Below are 14,461 nucleotides of genomic sequence, written 5' to 3'. Positions count from 1 at the left end.
CGAGCGGGGGCGGGCCGCTCCCGGGCGGCCCGGGGGACAGCCGCACCTGACTTCGGCGCAGGTGCGGCTGTCCCCGTCCAAAAATCGCCATCGCCCGCGCGTGAACCGCTGCCCGTAACGGGGCATCGAACTCTGTGACCGATCCGCAGAGAAAGGACCGTTCATGCGCGGCAGACTGCTCACCGGTGTGACGCTCGGCCTCACGTTCGTCGCCGGCTGCACGACACCGATCGACCGTTCCAACGGCGAGGCGGCTCCCGCCGGCTCGTCCGCTCCCAGTGCGACTCCGACGGCTACCTCGACGCCGAGCGCCGCCGTGACTCCCAGCTCCGGACCGAGCGCCTCCAATACCGCCAGCTCCCGGCCGGGCGCTCCGACGACCGCGCCGACCCGCACGCTGAGCGAGATCCGGCGGACCGACTGGCGCGACGTGACCATCCGAAGTCTGGGTTTCTGTGGCGAGTCCGACGGTTCGGTGACGTTCCGCAACGGGTCGAACGGCTTTGACGTGCCGTGCCGGATCCTCCCGGGAGGCGCACGACCGGTGTACGCCGAGTTCTTGGTCGAGGAGCCGGCGAACGCCCCGTCGACCGAGGACGCCCTCGTCCTGGTCGAGTTGGGCAACACCGACGCGGCACGGCAGCAGGCCCTCGTTCCGGTCCAGCTCGCGGACGACGGCCGGACCCGTTCCGCGTGGCCGGTCATCAAGGGGGACCCGTCCAGCGCGTCCGGTGACCGGGCCATGACGTTCCTGTCGTACCGGGTCCTGAGCGGTCACGTGGAGGCGATCGTCCGCCGGCTCGATGGCCGTACCGAGACCCGCCGGTGGCGTCAGGTCGATTATGGCGGCAACTGGGAGAGGTTCTAACCTTGCCCGGCCGTCGAGCCGTCCACCTGGAGGGTGTCGAGGATCCGGTCGGCGTGGTCGGCCCCGCCGGTCTGCTTGATCTGCACGTACACGCCGAAGGAGCCGCCGGGCGCGACCAGGGTGACCTCGCTGAAGGACGTGGTGGCGCCGTCGCAGCGCGTCCAACGCCCGACGCGCCCGCGCAGGGTGCCGACGGTGATCGCGCGGTCGGCCTCGCGGGTGCAGCGGTCGTGGGCGGGCAGCGCGGGCTCGCCGGCCGCGCCGCCGAGGGACCGGCTCACCCCGGCGAAGACGCCCGGCGCCGCGCTGGCCACGTCCGGCCAGGCGGCGAGGTCCGGACCGACGAGCAGGCCGGGGTCGCGTCCGTCGGGGAGGCCGACCGCGGCCGGGTTCCAGCCGCCGACCCGCAGCTGTCGGGCCCAGTCGTCGGGTACGGCGACCGAGATGGTCCCGGTCGAGTCGGCCACCCGCGTCCAGCCGTACGGAACGGGGGAGACGGGGGCCGAACCGGCCACGACCAGCGCCGCGGCGACGGTGCCGATGGCGGCGACCGAGCGGCGGGTGCGCTGCCACGACGGACGGCCCGGGCGCTGGGTGGCGAGCAGGTCCTCCAACGCGGTGGCGTACGCGATCGCGGACGGCCAGCGCCGGCCTGGCTCGCGGCGCAGGGCCCGGCGTACGACACGCTCGACGGCGGCGGGGGTGCGCGGCGTCGGCACCGCCACCTGCCCCGGCGGCAGCCCGGTCAGCATGTGGTGGGTCAGCGCGCCGATCGCGTAGACGTCGGCGCGCTCGTCCAGCCTGCCGCCCGGTACGAGCTGCTCGGGCGCCATGTAACCGGGTGTGCCGGCCACCAGTGTGAAGCCGGAGGCGTGCGCGAGGGTCTTGGCCAGTCCCAGGTCGGCGACGAGCACCCGGTCGCCGGCCGGGGTGGTGTCGAACAGGACGTTGGAGGGCTTGAGGTCGCGGTGCAGCACCCCGTTGTCGTGCAGGACGGCCACGGCCCGGGCGATGTCGGCCGCGATGCGCAGCGCGTCGCGTACCGGCAGCGGGCCCTCGGTCAGCCGATCGGCGAGCGTGCCGCCACCGGCGTACGTCATCACCAGGTACGGCCTGCCGTCGGGCAGCTCACCGATGTCCAGCACCCGGACCAGATGGTCGGAGTCGACCTGGCGCATGAATCGGGCCTCTTGGCGGAAGCGCGCCCGGATGTCGGCCCGCTGCGACCAGTTGTCGGCGAGCACCTTGACGGCGACCGGCGAGTGCAGCTCGTCGTCGTACGCTAGCCACACGGTGGCGAACGCGCCGGAGCCGACGGCGTGGGCGACGCGGTACCGGCCGACCTGTGGCGGTATGGACACGACCGCATTATCCGACGGCCGGAAGGCCGGTGACGCACACGAGCGGGGAGCGCTGGTGACGGACCGGTCGGACACCGAGGAGCTCGCGCGACGGGCGGCGGCCGGCGACAGCGCGGCACTCGACCGGCTGCTGTCGGCGATCCGTCCACGGGTGCTGGAGCAGTGTGGACGGTTCCTGCCCTGCCGGCAGGACGCGGAGGAGGCGGCACAGGACGCCCTGGTGCAGGTGGCCCGGCACATCGAGAGGTTCGAGGGCCGGTCGTTGTTCTCGACCTGGCTGCACACGGTGGTCGCCAACTGTGCCCGGCAGACCTACCGGTCGCTGCGGCGGCGGGCCGCCGAGCAGGCGAGCGCGGTGTTGCCGGTCGAGATCCCGGATCCTCGGACGACCAGTGTCATCGCCGGGTCGCGCCTGGACCTGCTCGACGCGTTGGACAAACTGGAGGCCCACCGGCCGGAGTTGGTGACCGCGCTGGTGCTGCGTGACCTGTGCCAGCTGGACTACCAGGAGATCGCCGGGCAGTTGGGCATCCCGGTCGGCACCCTGAAATCCCGGATCCATCACGCCCGTCGGCACGTCCGTGAGTCGCTGCGGGGCAACTGACCGGTGCACGCTCCCCTTCGGGAGACCCGACGCGGGTGGCGGCCGGTGCGTACCGGCGGCCACCCGCGTTCCTGGTGCCGTGCCATGTGGTGCTCGGCGTCAGCCCGTGATCACCGGCCAGGAATAGGCGAGCAGGGCGCAGGCCGCCCCCAGCAGTGCCAGCGAGATTCCACGGGTGCCGATGGGCAGGGCGGCAAGCACGATCAGGATGACGGCAACGATGTAGAGGAACGCCTGGAACGACATGAGGTTCTCCTGAGCTGAGGGATCGTGGCGGTCGCTGGTATGCCCGCAAAGGGGCCCGGCCGAAACACGTCGGTCGCACAGCGGAGCGCAAGGGGTGTACGGGGCGGTTCGGCAGCGGCCACAATGGCGATCAACGTGAATGCCCCTCGGGCGACGGCGTCCGGGGTGCGACGGGGGGAGGACGCGGTGAGAGCATCAGCACGCCTCGGTGCGGCGGTGACCGCACTGGGCCTGGTCCTGGCTGGTCTGAACGCGGTGCCAGCCAGTGCGCACCAGCGCGATCGCGGCTTCTCGGCCGAGATCCGCCGCGCCTCCTACGGCGTCCCGCACATCATCGCCACGAGCTTCGCCAACCTCGGCTTCGGCACCGGATACGCGCAGGCGGAGGACAACCTCTGCGTCATCGCCGAGAAGGTGGTGACGGCCAACGCCGAGCGATCCCGCTTCTTCGGCGCCACCGGCCCGACCGACGCGAACGTCCGTAGCGACCTGTTCTTCCGCAAGGCCATCGACGATCGGACGGTGGAACGGCTGCTCGTCGGTCGCCGCGACGGCATGCACTCGCCGTCCGACGACGTCCGGGACCAGATCCGCGGCTTCGTCGCGGGCTACAACTCCTACCTGCGCCGCACCGGCGCGGCGAGACTCACCGACCCGGCGTGCCGGGCCAAGCCGTGGGTGCGGCCACTGACCGAGCTGGACATCTGGCGTACCACCTGGGCCAGCATGGTTCGGGCCAGCTCGCGGGCGGTGCTCGACGGGATCGTCGCGGCCGCTCCGCCCACCGCCACCGGCCCGGCAGCCGTCCAGGACGCGCCGGGTGCCGCGGCCGTGCTCGCCGCCCGGGACGGCGCCCCCGCCGGGGTGGGCAGCAACGCGTACGGGCTGGGCGAGGCGGCGACCGCCAACTCCGGCGGCATGGTGCTGGCCAACCCGCACTTCCCGTGGGACGGCGCGGAGCGCTTCTACCGGATGCACCTCAAGGTGCCCGGCCGCTACGACGTCGAGGGCGCCGGGCTGATCGGCGACCCGATCGTCGAGATCGGGCACAACCGCACCCTCGCGTGGAGCCACACCGTCTCCACCGCCCGTCGGTTCGTCTGGCACCGCCTCGCGCTGGCCCCCGGCGACCCCACGTCCTACCTCGTCGACGGTCAGCCACGGAAGATGACCACCCGTACGGTCACGGTCCAGGTGCCCGGCCCGAACGGCGGGACGGTGCCGGTCAGCCGTACCTTCCACGACACCCACTTCGGGCCGGTCGTGGTGGTGCCCGGCTCCTTCGACTGGACCGCCAGCACCGCGTACGCGATCACCGACGTCAACGCCACCAACCTGCGGGCCTTCGACGGCTGGCTGCAGATGGGCCGTGCCGACACGGTCCGCGACCTGAAGCGGGTGCTCGACCGCTACCAGTTCCTGCCCTGGGTCAACGTGATCGCCGCCGACGCCCGTGGTGAGGCGCTCTACGCGGACCACTCGGTGGTGCCCCGGGTGACCCCGGCCCTCTCGGCCGCCTGCATCCCGGCGCCGTTCCAGCCGCTCTACGCCAGCAGCGGCCAGGCCGTCCTGGACGGCTCCCGGTCGGCCTGCGCGCTCGGCAAGGACGCGGACGCCGCCGTGCCCGGCATCCTCGGGCCGGCGAACCTGCCGATCCGCTTCCGGGCAGACTACGTCACCAACTCCAACGACAGCTACTGGCTGGCCAACCCGCAGGCGCCCCTTGAGGGTTTCGCGCGGATCATCGGCGACGAACGAACCCCGCGCAGTCTGCGTACCCGTCTCGGTCTCGACCAGGTACAGCGGCGTCTCGCCGGCACCGACGGGCTGCCCGGCCGTGGGTTCACCGCGGACCGGCTGTGGCAGACCGTCTTCGGCAACCGGGTGTACGGCGGTGAACTGGTCCGCGACGACCTGGTCGCGATCTGCACCGCCCAGCCCACCGGCACCGCCTCGGACGGCACGACCGTCGACCTGCGCGCCGCCTGCGCGGCACTGGCCCGCTGGGACCTGCACGTCGACCTGGACAGTCACGGCGCGCACCTGTTCTCCGAGTTCGTCCTGGCCAACGGGCTGCGCTTCGCCGACACCTTCGACGTCACCGACCCGGTGCACACCCCGGGCCGGCTGGACACCGCCAACCCGGGCGTGCGCACCGCCCTCGCCGACGCCGTGCAGCGCCTCGCCGGCATTCCGCTCGACGCCCGGCTCGGCGACGTCCAGACCGAGCCGCGCGGCGAGCGGCGGATCCCGATCCACGGCGGACGTGCCGAGGCCGGCATCTTCAACATGATCATCAACAACCGGGTACCCGGTGTGGGCTACCCGAAGGTGGTGCACGGGTCATCGTTCGTGATGGCCGTCGAGTTGGGCCCGCACGGGCCGTCCGGCCGGCAGATCCTCACCTACTCCCAGTCGACCAACCCGAACTCGCCCTGGTACGCCGACCAGACCGCGCTCTACTCCGGCAAGGGCTGGGACACGATCAAGTACACCGAGGCCCAGCTCAGGGCGGACCGGAACCTGCGTACCTACCGGGTGGGGGAGGGCCGCCACCACTGAGGTCATCGGCAGAACGGGCTGCGTCCCATGGCGGACTCGATACCTCCGAGGGTGTGCTCCAGGAAATACTGGTCGCCGGTCATCGGCGTGTCCGTCCAGGCCTCGACGGCGTGCCCCAGGGTGGTGACCCAGGATCGCCCGCCGTCGTAGTACTGGCACCACGAGACCGGGTGGTTGCGGCCGTGCCCGGGGTGCCCGCTGCCGCCGACCGCGCCCTCCGGCAGGGTGGATTCGTCGACCTTGGCCAGGAATCGCACGTCGCTGGGGAACGGCACCAGGTTGTACCACTCGTCGGCGAAGTCCCAGCGGCTTGGAAGCCCGGCGGTTGAGGCGTCCCGACGGCTGGTGGTCGTGACCGTGCCGGGCTGGTTGCGGCCGTGGTCGTAGTAGTTGGTGCCACCGAGCAGACCCTCGTACCAGTCCCAGTTGTACTCCGTACCGAAGGCGTTGTGGATGCCGACGAAGCCGCCGCCGCCGCGGATGTACTGGCGTAGCGAGGTCTGGGCCGCGTCGTCGAGGGTGTCCCGGGTGGTGCTCAGGAAGATGACCGCGTTGTAGCGGAACAGCCGAGATGGTGAGGAGAGCTGGGTGACGTCCTCGGTCCAGTCGACGGCGAAGTCGTGCTCGGCGCCCAGTTTGACGATGGCGCTCTGCGCGGCGTGCGCGGGGCTCAGCGGCGGGTTGAGTCCCGACGGCAGGACGGGCCCGAGGTGCGCGTGCCGTGGGCCTGCTGTGCGGCTGTAGACGAGGACCCGGTAGCCGTCGGTGGCCGGGTCGAAGTTGCCCCAGTCGTGGTAGCAGTCCGGGTCGGTGCCGCGACAGACGCCGTAGTCGGGTCGGCCGAGGTTCTCGGCGCCACCGTCCTTCGGCTTGGTGGCGGCCTTGTCCGCCGCGCTCGGGATGGACGTGCCCAGCAGCAGGACGGCTGCGGTGAGGGCAGCGCCGAGGGCTGCGCTGATCAGTGAGTTGCGCCGTAGGGGCATGACTGCTCCTTGTCGATGTGTTGGCGGTGGCCGGGAACGGCGGGCGCATCACCGGCCGGGGAGCAGGGGACCGGTGGGTGGGTGAGCGCTGGACGAGCCCCAGTGCGCTCAGGTCCGGCAGGTGGACCTCGCGGACCGCGTAGAGGTACCGCCAATATAGCGAGGCGTTGATTGGTCAGCAAGGCGCAAACCGTGCCTGGCAAGGGCTTTTGCAGCCAGGTCGGCGGCTTCGCGGATGAGTTGACGGCCCCCGGCAGAGAGCCGGGGGCTGTGGAGATTCCTCGTGCGGGGCGGCCTCAGACGGGCCCGAGGTAGGTGGGCAGAATGGTTGGCGGCATCGGGCCCTTGTTGCGCCGGCCCTGACCCGTCTCCTCCCACGCGTGCGCGAGGATTCCGACGCTGCGGCTCAGCACGAACAGGCCGCGAGCCAGCGGCGGCGCAAAGCCCAGCTCGCCGTAGACGACCGCCGTGCATCCGTCCACATTGATTGGTACGGGCTTTCGGCGTCCCTCGGTCAGGACGTGCTCGACCGCCTTCGCGGCCCGGAGGTACGCCCCATCGACCACGCCCTCGGCGACCGCGGCCTCGACCAGGTTCATCAGCGGCTCGCGGCGCGGATCCACGCTGTGGAAGCGGTGCCCGAAGCCGGGCAGGTACTTCGAGCGGGCCCTCCAGTCCTCGACGACCGAGGTCGCCGCGTGACCGAGGGCGCTGCCGGCTCTGGCGCGGCTTGTGACCTCGGCGAGCATCTCCATGCATTGTTCGCCGGCGCCGCCGTGCACGTCGCCCAGGAGGTTGACCCCGGTGGCGACGGCGTTGTTGAGCCCGACACCGCAGGTGGCCGCGATGCGGGCCACCGCGATCGACGGCGCGTGCGGGCCGTGGTCCGCCCCGGAGACCAGAGCGGCTTCGAGCAACCGCTCCTGGCCGGGCGTCGGCGGCTGCCCCCGCAGCAGCAACCAGATCACGCCGACGAAACTGGTCTGCCCGATGAGCTCCTGGATCGGTCGCCCGCGCAGCTCGATCACGTCCGGTTCGATGCGGGACACCGCGGTGGACCACCAGTCCGACACGTCCCGTACGGTCGGCCCGTCGCTCATGACGTCGCGACCTCGTTGACGGCGCCGATGCCAGCGTCCAGGGCGAACTCGTCGTTGTGCTCGCCCAACAGCGGTGGGGAAGTGACTGGTCGGAGTGGATCGCCGTTGACGAGTACGCCGTTGCCGCTGACCCGCAGCGTGCGATCGGCGTGGCCGGGAAATGCCAGGTCGGTGAAGAAGCCGCGGACCTCAAGCTGCTCCAGCTGGACCGCCTGCGGGACGGTCAGGATGCGCGCCGCCGGAACGCCGGCCGCGGAGAGCATCCGCTCCCACTCGATGGCGGGCCGATGCCGCAGCGCCGTGTTGATCTCCTGGTTCAGGGCGGCACGGTTGGCCTTGCGGGCCTCGCGGTCCGCGAAACGCTCGTCGGTCACGAGATCGTCGCGCTCGACGAGCCGGCACAGCACCTCGAACTGCTGCTGGCGGTTCGCCGCGATGTTGAGGGGGCCGTCGGCGGTGTCGAAGGTGCCCGAGGGGGCGGCGGTCGCGTTCTGGTCACCCATCGGCTTCGGCGGGACACCACTGACCAGATAGTTCGAGGTCGCCCACCCCATCGCCGACAGCGACGCCTCCAACATGGACACGTCGAGAAACGCGCCCTCCCCGGTACGCGCGCGGCCGGTGAGCGCCGCGCAGATGGCCATCGCGGCCACCAGACCGCCGATCGAGTCGGACACCGGGAAGCCGACCCGCAGCGGTGCCGTCTCCGGCGTGCCGGTGATGCTCATCATCCCGGCGAGGCCCTGGATGATCTGGTCGTACGCGGGTGCCTGGCTCATCGGGCCACCCTGCCCGAAGCCGGAGATGGCGCAGTAGACCAGGCGCGGGTTCACCTGGCGGAGCGTGTCCCAGTCGTACCCGAGCCGTTGCAGGACCCCGGCCCGGAAGTTCTCCAGCAGCACGTCCGCTCCGCGCAGGAGTTCCTCGAACGACGCGCGATCGTCAGCGTTCTTGAGGTCGAGCTCGATCGACTTCTTGCCGGCGTTCTGCGCGAGAAAGGAGGTGCCGATCCCTTCCTCGTTGAGCGCGGCCTCCGGGCCGAGCCGGCGGGCCAGATCGCCGTGACCGGGCTTCTCGATCTTCACCACTTCGGCCCCGAGCAGCATGAGCTGGTAGCTGCAGTAGGGTCCGGCCAGGACGTTGGTCAGGTCCAGGACGCGTACGCCGCCCAGCGGTCGGTTGTCCATGCGTCTGCCCCTCGGGTGGGTGGTGGCGGCTGCGCCGATGTGACGTTGGCCTACCGGGCGAGTGGGTGGTCGAAGCCTGCCTCGGACATTCGGGTCGCGGCGACGGTGAGCGACTCGACGAAGTCGGCGACGCGCTCCGGGGTGAACCGCGTCGTCGGTCCGCTCAGGCACAGGGCTGCCACGACCGGTCCGGATCTGCCGGTCACCGGCACGGCAACGGCGGACAGGCCGGGTTCGCGTTCACCGGCGCTGGTCGCGAAGCCGGCGACCGCGGCCTCGCTGATCCAGGTGCGCAGTGTTCCGACGTGCGACTGGCCCCACGGGGACGACGCCGCGACGCGCGCGAGCAGGGCGGGTGCCGCGTCGCGGAGCAGGACCTTGGAGGACGCGCCCGCCCACATGGGCAGCTCGTCGCCGACCCGGACCACGTGTCGGAGGGCCTGCGGGCTCTCCTCCTGGGCGACGCAGACACGGCTGATGTCCCGGGTCACGTACAGGTTCACCGTCTCGCGGTGGGTCGCCGCGAGGTCGCGCATCAGTTGGCGGGTCTCGGGCGGGACCTCCCAGCTGCGGTTGGCGAGGTGGGCCCATCGCCACAGGCCGGGACCCGCGGTGTAGCCGTGGCTCGTCGCCCACAGCAAGCCGTTCTGCTCCAACGTCTGCACCAGGCGGATGACCGTCGTCTTCGCGAGGCCCGTGCTGTCCACGATCTCCCGGATGGTCACCGACGGCCTGTTCTCGGTCAGCAGGGACATGATTTCCATCGCGCGTTGGACGCTGCGGACGCCGCCCGCGTCGGGGGTGTCGGCGGGCGTCAGCCCTTGTGTCGATGAGTTTCGTTCGGCCATGGATGCCATGGTCTCTCTCTCGCGTCCTTCGATACGGCTTCATGTCCCCGTAACGGTTTTGGAACCAACTATTGCCAGGGGACCTCGCCGCCCGTACGTTACACCTAGTCCGCAGAACGGTCCAGGAGTACCACTAAGCGGTCCACTCAAAGGAGCGGCGATGCTCGACAAGCCCATCCGCACCGCATCGACCGAGGTCGTCGAGGTCGGATGCCTGATCGCCGGCGAGTGGGTCACCACGGGGCCGCGATTCGGGCGGGTCGGGCCCTGGGTGCGCGAGACCGTCAGCACTGCGCGGCAGGCCGACGAGCACGACGCCAGGACCGCTTTGGACTACGCGCAGCGCGGCGCGAAAGCGGTCGCCCGCCTGTCGCCGGCGGCCCGTGCCGCGGTGCTGGAGCGTGCGGCCGTCGCGGCGACGGAACAGCGGGACGCTCTGGCGCGGCTGCTCGCGTTGGAACTCGGCAAGCCGGTCAAGGACGGTCGCGGCGAGATTGACCGGGTCGCGGACACCTTCGCCGTCGCCGCCGCCGAGGCCCGGCGCGTCGGTGGCGAGGTCCTGCCGGTCGCCGGCTGGGCCCGGGGTGTGGGGAACACCGCGTTCACCCATCGCGCGCCGGTCGGCGTGGCGCTGGCGATCACGCCCTTCAACGCACCGGCCAACCTGCTGGCACACAAGCTCGCGGCGGCCTTCGCCGCGGGAAACACGACGATCGTCAAACCGCCGCCGCAGGCACCGGCGGTGTCCGCGGCGATCGTTTCGCTCCTGCTCGACGCCGGAATGCCCCCGGAGGCGGTCCAGGTGCTGCACGGCGCGGGCCCGCTCGGGGCCACCCTGTGCGCGGCACCGGAGGTCGGCGTCATCAGCTTCACCGGCAGCGTTGCCACCGGTGCTGCCGTCGCCCGCGCCGCCGGAGCGAAGCGGCTCGTCATGGAACTCGGCGGCAACGCCGCCACGATCGTCTGCGCGGACGCGGACATCGGGGCGGCCGCCCGGATCTGCGCCGCCACCGGATACAGCAACTCGGGGCAGAGCTGCATTTCGGTCCAACGCGTCTACGTCCAGCGCGGGTGCTACGACGAGTTCCTGGCAGCCTTCACCGGCGAGGTGGAGAAGTTGTCGGTCGGGGATCCGCTCGATCCGGGCACGGACGTCGGTTCGATGGTCGACGACGAAGCGGCCGAGCGGGTGGTCCGATGGGCCGCCGAGGCGAAGGCCGCCGGTGCGAGTGTCACGACCGGCGGTCGTCGCGACGGCGCCACCGTCGTGCCGACCGTGGTGGCAGCGCCGCCCGCCGACGCTCGGCTGATCCGCGACGAGGTGTTCGGCGCGGTGGTCAGCGTGGTGCCGTACGACAGCTTCGACGAGGTGGTCGCCGCCTGCAACGACAGCCGTTACGGCCTGCAGGCGGGACTGTTCACCAACGACGTCCGGCGGATCGTGAGTGCGTGGCGTGACCTTGAGGTCGGTGGCCTCGTCGTCAACGGCTCATCGAACTTCCGGCTCGACCACGTGCCCTTCGGCGGGGTCAAGGACTCCGGGTTCGGGCGCGAATCGCCGCGCTGGATGATCGACGACTACACGGTTGTGAAGACGTTGCTGCTGCGTGGCATGTCCCTGTTCGGCGACCAGGAAGGCACGCGATGACTCTCGACCAACTCGTGGACGCCGCCGCGCCCAGCGACGACACGATTCCCGCGGCCGAGGCCATGGTGGCCCAGCTCGAGTCGTACGGCGTCGAGTACGTCTTCGGCACCTGCGGACACACCAACATCGCGCTGCTCGACGCCATCGGACGCAGCAGCATCCGGTTCGTCATCGCCCGCCACGAACAGGCGGCGGCGCACGCGGCCGACGGTTACGCCCGCGCCACCGGCAAACCCGGGGTCCTGCTGCTGCACGTCGGTCCCGGTATGACGAACGCGGTCACCGGGGTGCTCACCGCCGCGATGGACTCGGTGCCGCTGGTGGCCATCGCCGGCGACATCCCGTCCTACTACTACGGCCGCCATCCGCACCAGGAGGTCAACCTCCATGCGGACGCGGATCAGGCGGCGATCTACCGCCCGTTCGTGAAGCGGGCGTGGCAGGTGCACCGTGCGGGTGACCTGGCGCGGTTCACCGAGCGTGCCTTCGCGACCGCGACCACCGGTCGGCCGGGCGCGGTGCTGCTCAGCGTGCCGATGGACCACTTCTCCCGGCCGGTCACCCGGGGCTCCGCAGCCGGGTTTCCACTCGTGACACCGGAGCGGCCGGGCCTGCCGTCCGCGGTCGCCGAACGGGTCGCCGAACTGCTCGTGGCCGCCGAGCGACCGCTGGTCTACCTGGGCGGGGGTCTTCGGCGCGGCCCAGGGCTCGACGCTCTGCGCTCGCTGATCGAGCACCTCGACATCCCCGTCGCACACTCGCTGATGGCCAAGGGGACGCTGCCCGACAGTCATCCGCTCCTGCTCGGGATGCCGGGCTTCTGGGGTCTCGAGATGACCAACCGGCACACCCGCGAGGCCGACGTCGTGCTGGCGCTGGCCACCCGGTTCGCCGAGACCGACACCAGCTCGTGGGACCCCCGCTACACCTGGCAGTTCCCGCCCGCGCAGCTGATCCAGATCGACATCGATCCGGCGGAGATCGGCCGCAACTTCCCGGTGACGGTGGGCGCCGTCGCCGACATCACCGACGCCGTGCGGGCCATCGACGTCGCCGTTCACGACCGGCAGCCCACGCCGCGCCGGCGGCCCGGGCTGCGCGAGAGCATCACCGCGACCCGCAGAGCCCTCTTCACCGAGAGCCGGGAACGCGGTGCCAGCACCCAGTTCCCGCTCCGACCCGAGCGGATCCTGACCGACCTGCGGGCGATCCTCCCGGCCGATGCCATCCTCGTCACCGACGTGGGATGGAACAAGAACGGCGTCGCCCAGTGCTACGAACTGCCGGACGAGGGACGGTTCATCACACCCGGCGGGGCCTCGACGATGGGCTTCGGCCCGGCGGCGGCCGTCGGCGTGCAGATCGCCCAGCCCGAGAGGACCGTCGTCGCCCTGATCGGCGACGGCGGCATGAGCGCACAGCTGCCGGCGGTGCCGATGGCCGTTGAGCAGGGCGCCCCGGTCATCTTCGTGGTGATGAACAACCGGTCCCACGGCACGATATCCGACCTGCAGGCCGCGAACTTCGGCCGCAGCTACGGCTGCGACTTCGTCGGACCGGACGGCCTGCCGTACAGCCCGGACTTCGCCGCCTACGGCCGAGCCTGCGGCGCCGACGGCTACCAGGTCACCGCCGCCGAGGACCTCGGCACTGCACTGCGCGCCGCCGTCGCGGCCCGGCGCCCGGCCGTGCTGGACGTACCGATGATCAACGAGCCCGTGCCGACCCCCGGTCACTGGAACATCAAGGACATCTACCGGGGTGTCTTCGACTGAAGTGGCACGCGCCCGCCGTCGTTCGTGCAACCCCCACCGAACCCACCACCCACGACGACTCGAGGTGACCCTCATGACCCGACGTTACCGGCGTACGTTCGCCGTCTCGCTGCTCGCCACCGCGGTGGTCCTTGCCGGCGCCTGCTCCGCCCCCGGAGACGAGGCCAACGACAAGGACGGAAACACCGGCCCCATCAAGATTGCCATCGCCAACGCGCAGAGCGGCCAGCTGAGCTCGCTCGGTGCCTGGGAGCTCAAGGGCGCCAAACTCGCCATCGACGAGTGGAACAAGAAGGGCGGCATCGACGGCCGGCAGATCGAGGTCGGCGTCTTCGACAGCCAGGGTGACCCGACGGTCGGCACCAACGTCGCCCGCAAGATCGCGAGCGAGGGTTACGTCGCCATGCTCGGCACGGCCGAGAGCGCCGTGACGATCGCCATGGCGCCGATTCTCCGGCAGGAGGAGATTCCCAACATCACCTCCGGCCAGTCGCCGGGCCTGGTCGCCGTCAAGAGCCCGTTCCTGTTCCTCAACGGACCGACGAGCCTGACCTACGACGAGACGTTGGCCAAACACGTCGTCGAGAAGCGGGGCATCAAGAAGATCGCCCTCATCACCAACAACGGCTCGTACGGCAAGGGCGAACACGACGCGTTCACCAAGGCGCTGGCCAGCCGCAGCGTGACGCCACTGGCCGACCAGGTCGTCACCACCGACCAGAAGGACTTCAGCGCGGCCCTGACGAACATTCGGCAGAAGAACCCGGAACTGATCTTCGTCGGGGCGGAGGAGGTGCAGTCCGGCCTGATCGTCAAGCAGGCACGCGACCTCGGCATCACCGTTCCGTTCGCCGGCGCGGCGCCGCAGGGCACGCCGGTGTTCCTCGACACCGCCGGGGTGAGCAACACCGAGGGCACGATCGTGAGCACGCCCTACCTCAGCAACGAGGTGAGCGACGCGTCCCGTACCTTCGCCGCCGCCTACCTGGCGGCGCACGGTGAACCGGCCGAGATGCACGGCGCGAAGGCGTACGACGGGGCGCAGATCCTGCTCACCGCCCTGAAGAACAGCAACGCCGCCACGGGCAAGGAACTCGCCGACGCGATCCGTGCCGTGAAGCACAAGGGGCTGCTGGGCGACTTCGCGTACGACGAGACGGGCGTCGGGATCTTCGCGACCTCGATCGGCACCATCACCGCCGGCAAGCTGGTGCCGGCCGAAGGCTGACCGTCCAGGGGGCGGTCCCCACGGGGGCCGCCCCGGTTCGTCGCAAGAGGG

The 14,461-nt window shown here is 71.1% G+C and carries 12 protein-coding genes; 6 read left to right on the top strand and 6 right to left on the bottom strand.

Features of this window, described 5'->3' with window-relative positions; all coding sequences use genetic code 11:
* Positions 1–163: 163 nt before the first annotated feature.
* Positions 164–868 (top strand): superantigen-like protein SSL4, encoded by a 705-nt coding sequence (locus tag ACFQGL_RS12305; RefSeq protein WP_377510184.1) that lies wholly within the window; start codon positions 164–166, stop codon positions 866–868.
* Here ACFQGL_RS12305 and ACFQGL_RS12300 read toward each other — a convergent pair.
* On the bottom strand, positions 865–2,229 hold the full coding sequence (locus tag ACFQGL_RS12300; protein ID WP_377510181.1) for a serine/threonine-protein kinase: 1,365 nt from the start codon (positions 2,227–2,229) through the stop codon (positions 865–867). The genes ACFQGL_RS12305 and ACFQGL_RS12300 overlap by 4 nt on opposite strands.
* 55 nt (positions 2,230–2,284) lie before the next feature.
* Between ACFQGL_RS12300 and ACFQGL_RS12295 the strand changes: the two genes are divergently transcribed.
* The gene (locus ACFQGL_RS12295; RefSeq protein ID WP_377510178.1) at positions 2,285–2,833 is read left to right on the top strand and encodes an RNA polymerase sigma factor; all 549 of its coding nucleotides are present in this window, start codon (positions 2,285–2,287) and stop codon (positions 2,831–2,833) included.
* Between the two features lie 99 nt (positions 2,834–2,932).
* On the opposite strand, the gene ACFQGL_RS12290 is transcribed toward ACFQGL_RS12295, so the two are convergent.
* A complete protein-coding gene (locus ACFQGL_RS12290; RefSeq protein WP_377510175.1) occupies positions 2,933–3,079 on the bottom strand; it encodes a hypothetical protein in 147 nt (48 codons plus the stop codon).
* Between the two features lie 186 nt (positions 3,080–3,265).
* Here ACFQGL_RS12290 and ACFQGL_RS12285 point away from each other — a divergent pair, with 186 nt between their 5' ends.
* Positions 3,266–5,641, top strand: a complete 2,376-nt coding sequence (locus tag ACFQGL_RS12285) for an acylase (protein WP_377510172.1) — start codon at positions 3,266–3,268, stop codon at positions 5,639–5,641.
* A 2-nt stretch (positions 5,642–5,643) separates the two neighbouring features.
* Here ACFQGL_RS12285 and ACFQGL_RS12280 read toward each other — a convergent pair whose 3' ends face one another.
* From ACFQGL_RS12280 to ACFQGL_RS12265, 4 genes are all read right to left on the bottom strand, one after another.
* The gene (locus tag ACFQGL_RS12280) at positions 5,644–6,624 is read right to left on the bottom strand and encodes a ThuA domain-containing protein (RefSeq protein WP_377510169.1); all 981 of its coding nucleotides are present in this window, start codon (positions 6,622–6,624) and stop codon (positions 5,644–5,646) included.
* A gap of 296 nt (positions 6,625–6,920) precedes the next feature.
* The gene (locus tag ACFQGL_RS12275) at positions 6,921–7,724 is read right to left on the bottom strand and encodes a citryl-CoA lyase (RefSeq protein WP_377510166.1); all 804 of its coding nucleotides are present in this window, start codon (positions 7,722–7,724) and stop codon (positions 6,921–6,923) included.
* A complete protein-coding gene (locus ACFQGL_RS12270; RefSeq protein ID WP_377510163.1) occupies positions 7,721–8,911 on the bottom strand; it encodes a CaiB/BaiF CoA transferase family protein in 1,191 nt (396 codons plus the stop codon). Before ACFQGL_RS12270 ends, ACFQGL_RS12275 begins: the two co-directional genes overlap by 4 nt.
* Positions 8,912–8,961: 50 nt before the next feature.
* Entirely contained in the window at positions 8,962–9,666 is a 705-nt protein-coding gene (locus ACFQGL_RS12265) for an IclR family transcriptional regulator (RefSeq protein ID WP_377510160.1), read from the bottom strand.
* On the opposite strand from ACFQGL_RS12265, the gene ACFQGL_RS12260 reads away from it, so the two are divergent.
* The 3 genes from ACFQGL_RS12260 (at position 9,629) to ACFQGL_RS12250 (ending at position 14,410) form a co-directional block, all read left to right on the top strand.
* Positions 9,629–11,407, top strand: coding sequence for an aldehyde dehydrogenase family protein (locus ACFQGL_RS12260; RefSeq protein WP_377510157.1), 1,779 nt, complete (start codon positions 9,629–9,631; stop codon positions 11,405–11,407). The two genes, ACFQGL_RS12265 and ACFQGL_RS12260, sit on opposite strands and share 38 nt — an antisense overlap.
* Positions 11,404–13,182, top strand: coding sequence for a thiamine pyrophosphate-binding protein (locus ACFQGL_RS12255; protein ID WP_377510154.1), 1,779 nt, complete (start codon positions 11,404–11,406; stop codon positions 13,180–13,182). Before ACFQGL_RS12260 ends, ACFQGL_RS12255 begins: the two co-directional genes overlap by 4 nt.
* A 73-nt stretch (positions 13,183–13,255) precedes the next feature.
* Entirely contained in the window at positions 13,256–14,410 is a 1,155-nt protein-coding gene (locus ACFQGL_RS12250; protein WP_377510151.1) for an ABC transporter substrate-binding protein, read from the top strand.
* The last annotated feature ends 51 nt before the right edge of the window (positions 14,411–14,461 follow it).

The sequence above is a fragment of the Micromonospora vulcania genome (assembly GCF_042658605.1).
GTDB classification, from domain to species: Bacteria; Actinomycetota; Actinomycetes; order Mycobacteriales; family Micromonosporaceae; genus Micromonospora; species Micromonospora vulcania.
This window is presented reverse-complemented; position numbering and strand designations above follow the sequence as displayed.

Bases quoted from the DNA above. Each gene is read 5' to 3' on its own strand.
- ACFQGL_RS12305 (WP_377510184.1), top strand. From the start codon at position 164: ATGCGCGGCAGACTGCTCACCGGTGTGACGCTCGGCCTCACGTTCGTC.
- ACFQGL_RS12290 (WP_377510175.1), bottom strand. From the start codon at position 3,079: ATGTCGTTCCAGGCGTTCCTCTACATCGTTGCCGTCATCCTGATCGTG.
- ACFQGL_RS12280 (WP_377510169.1), bottom strand. From the start codon at position 6,624: ATGCCCCTACGGCGCAACTCACTGATCAGCGCAGCCCTCGGCGCTGCC.
- ACFQGL_RS12275 (WP_377510166.1), bottom strand. From the start codon at position 7,724: ATGAGCGACGGGCCGACCGTACGGGACGTGTCGGACTGGTGGTCCACC.
- ACFQGL_RS12270 (WP_377510163.1), bottom strand. From the start codon at position 8,911: ATGGACAACCGACCGCTGGGCGGCGTACGCGTCCTGGACCTGACCAAC.
- ACFQGL_RS12260 (WP_377510157.1), top strand. From the start codon at position 9,629: ATGGTCACCGACGGCCTGTTCTCGGTCAGCAGGGACATGATTTCCATC.
- ACFQGL_RS12265 (WP_377510160.1), bottom strand. From the start codon at position 9,666: ATGTCCCTGCTGACCGAGAACAGGCCGTCGGTGACCATCCGGGAGATC.
- ACFQGL_RS12255 (WP_377510154.1), top strand. From the start codon at position 11,404: ATGACTCTCGACCAACTCGTGGACGCCGCCGCGCCCAGCGACGACACG.
- ACFQGL_RS12250 (WP_377510151.1), top strand. From the start codon at position 13,256: ATGACCCGACGTTACCGGCGTACGTTCGCCGTCTCGCTGCTCGCCACC.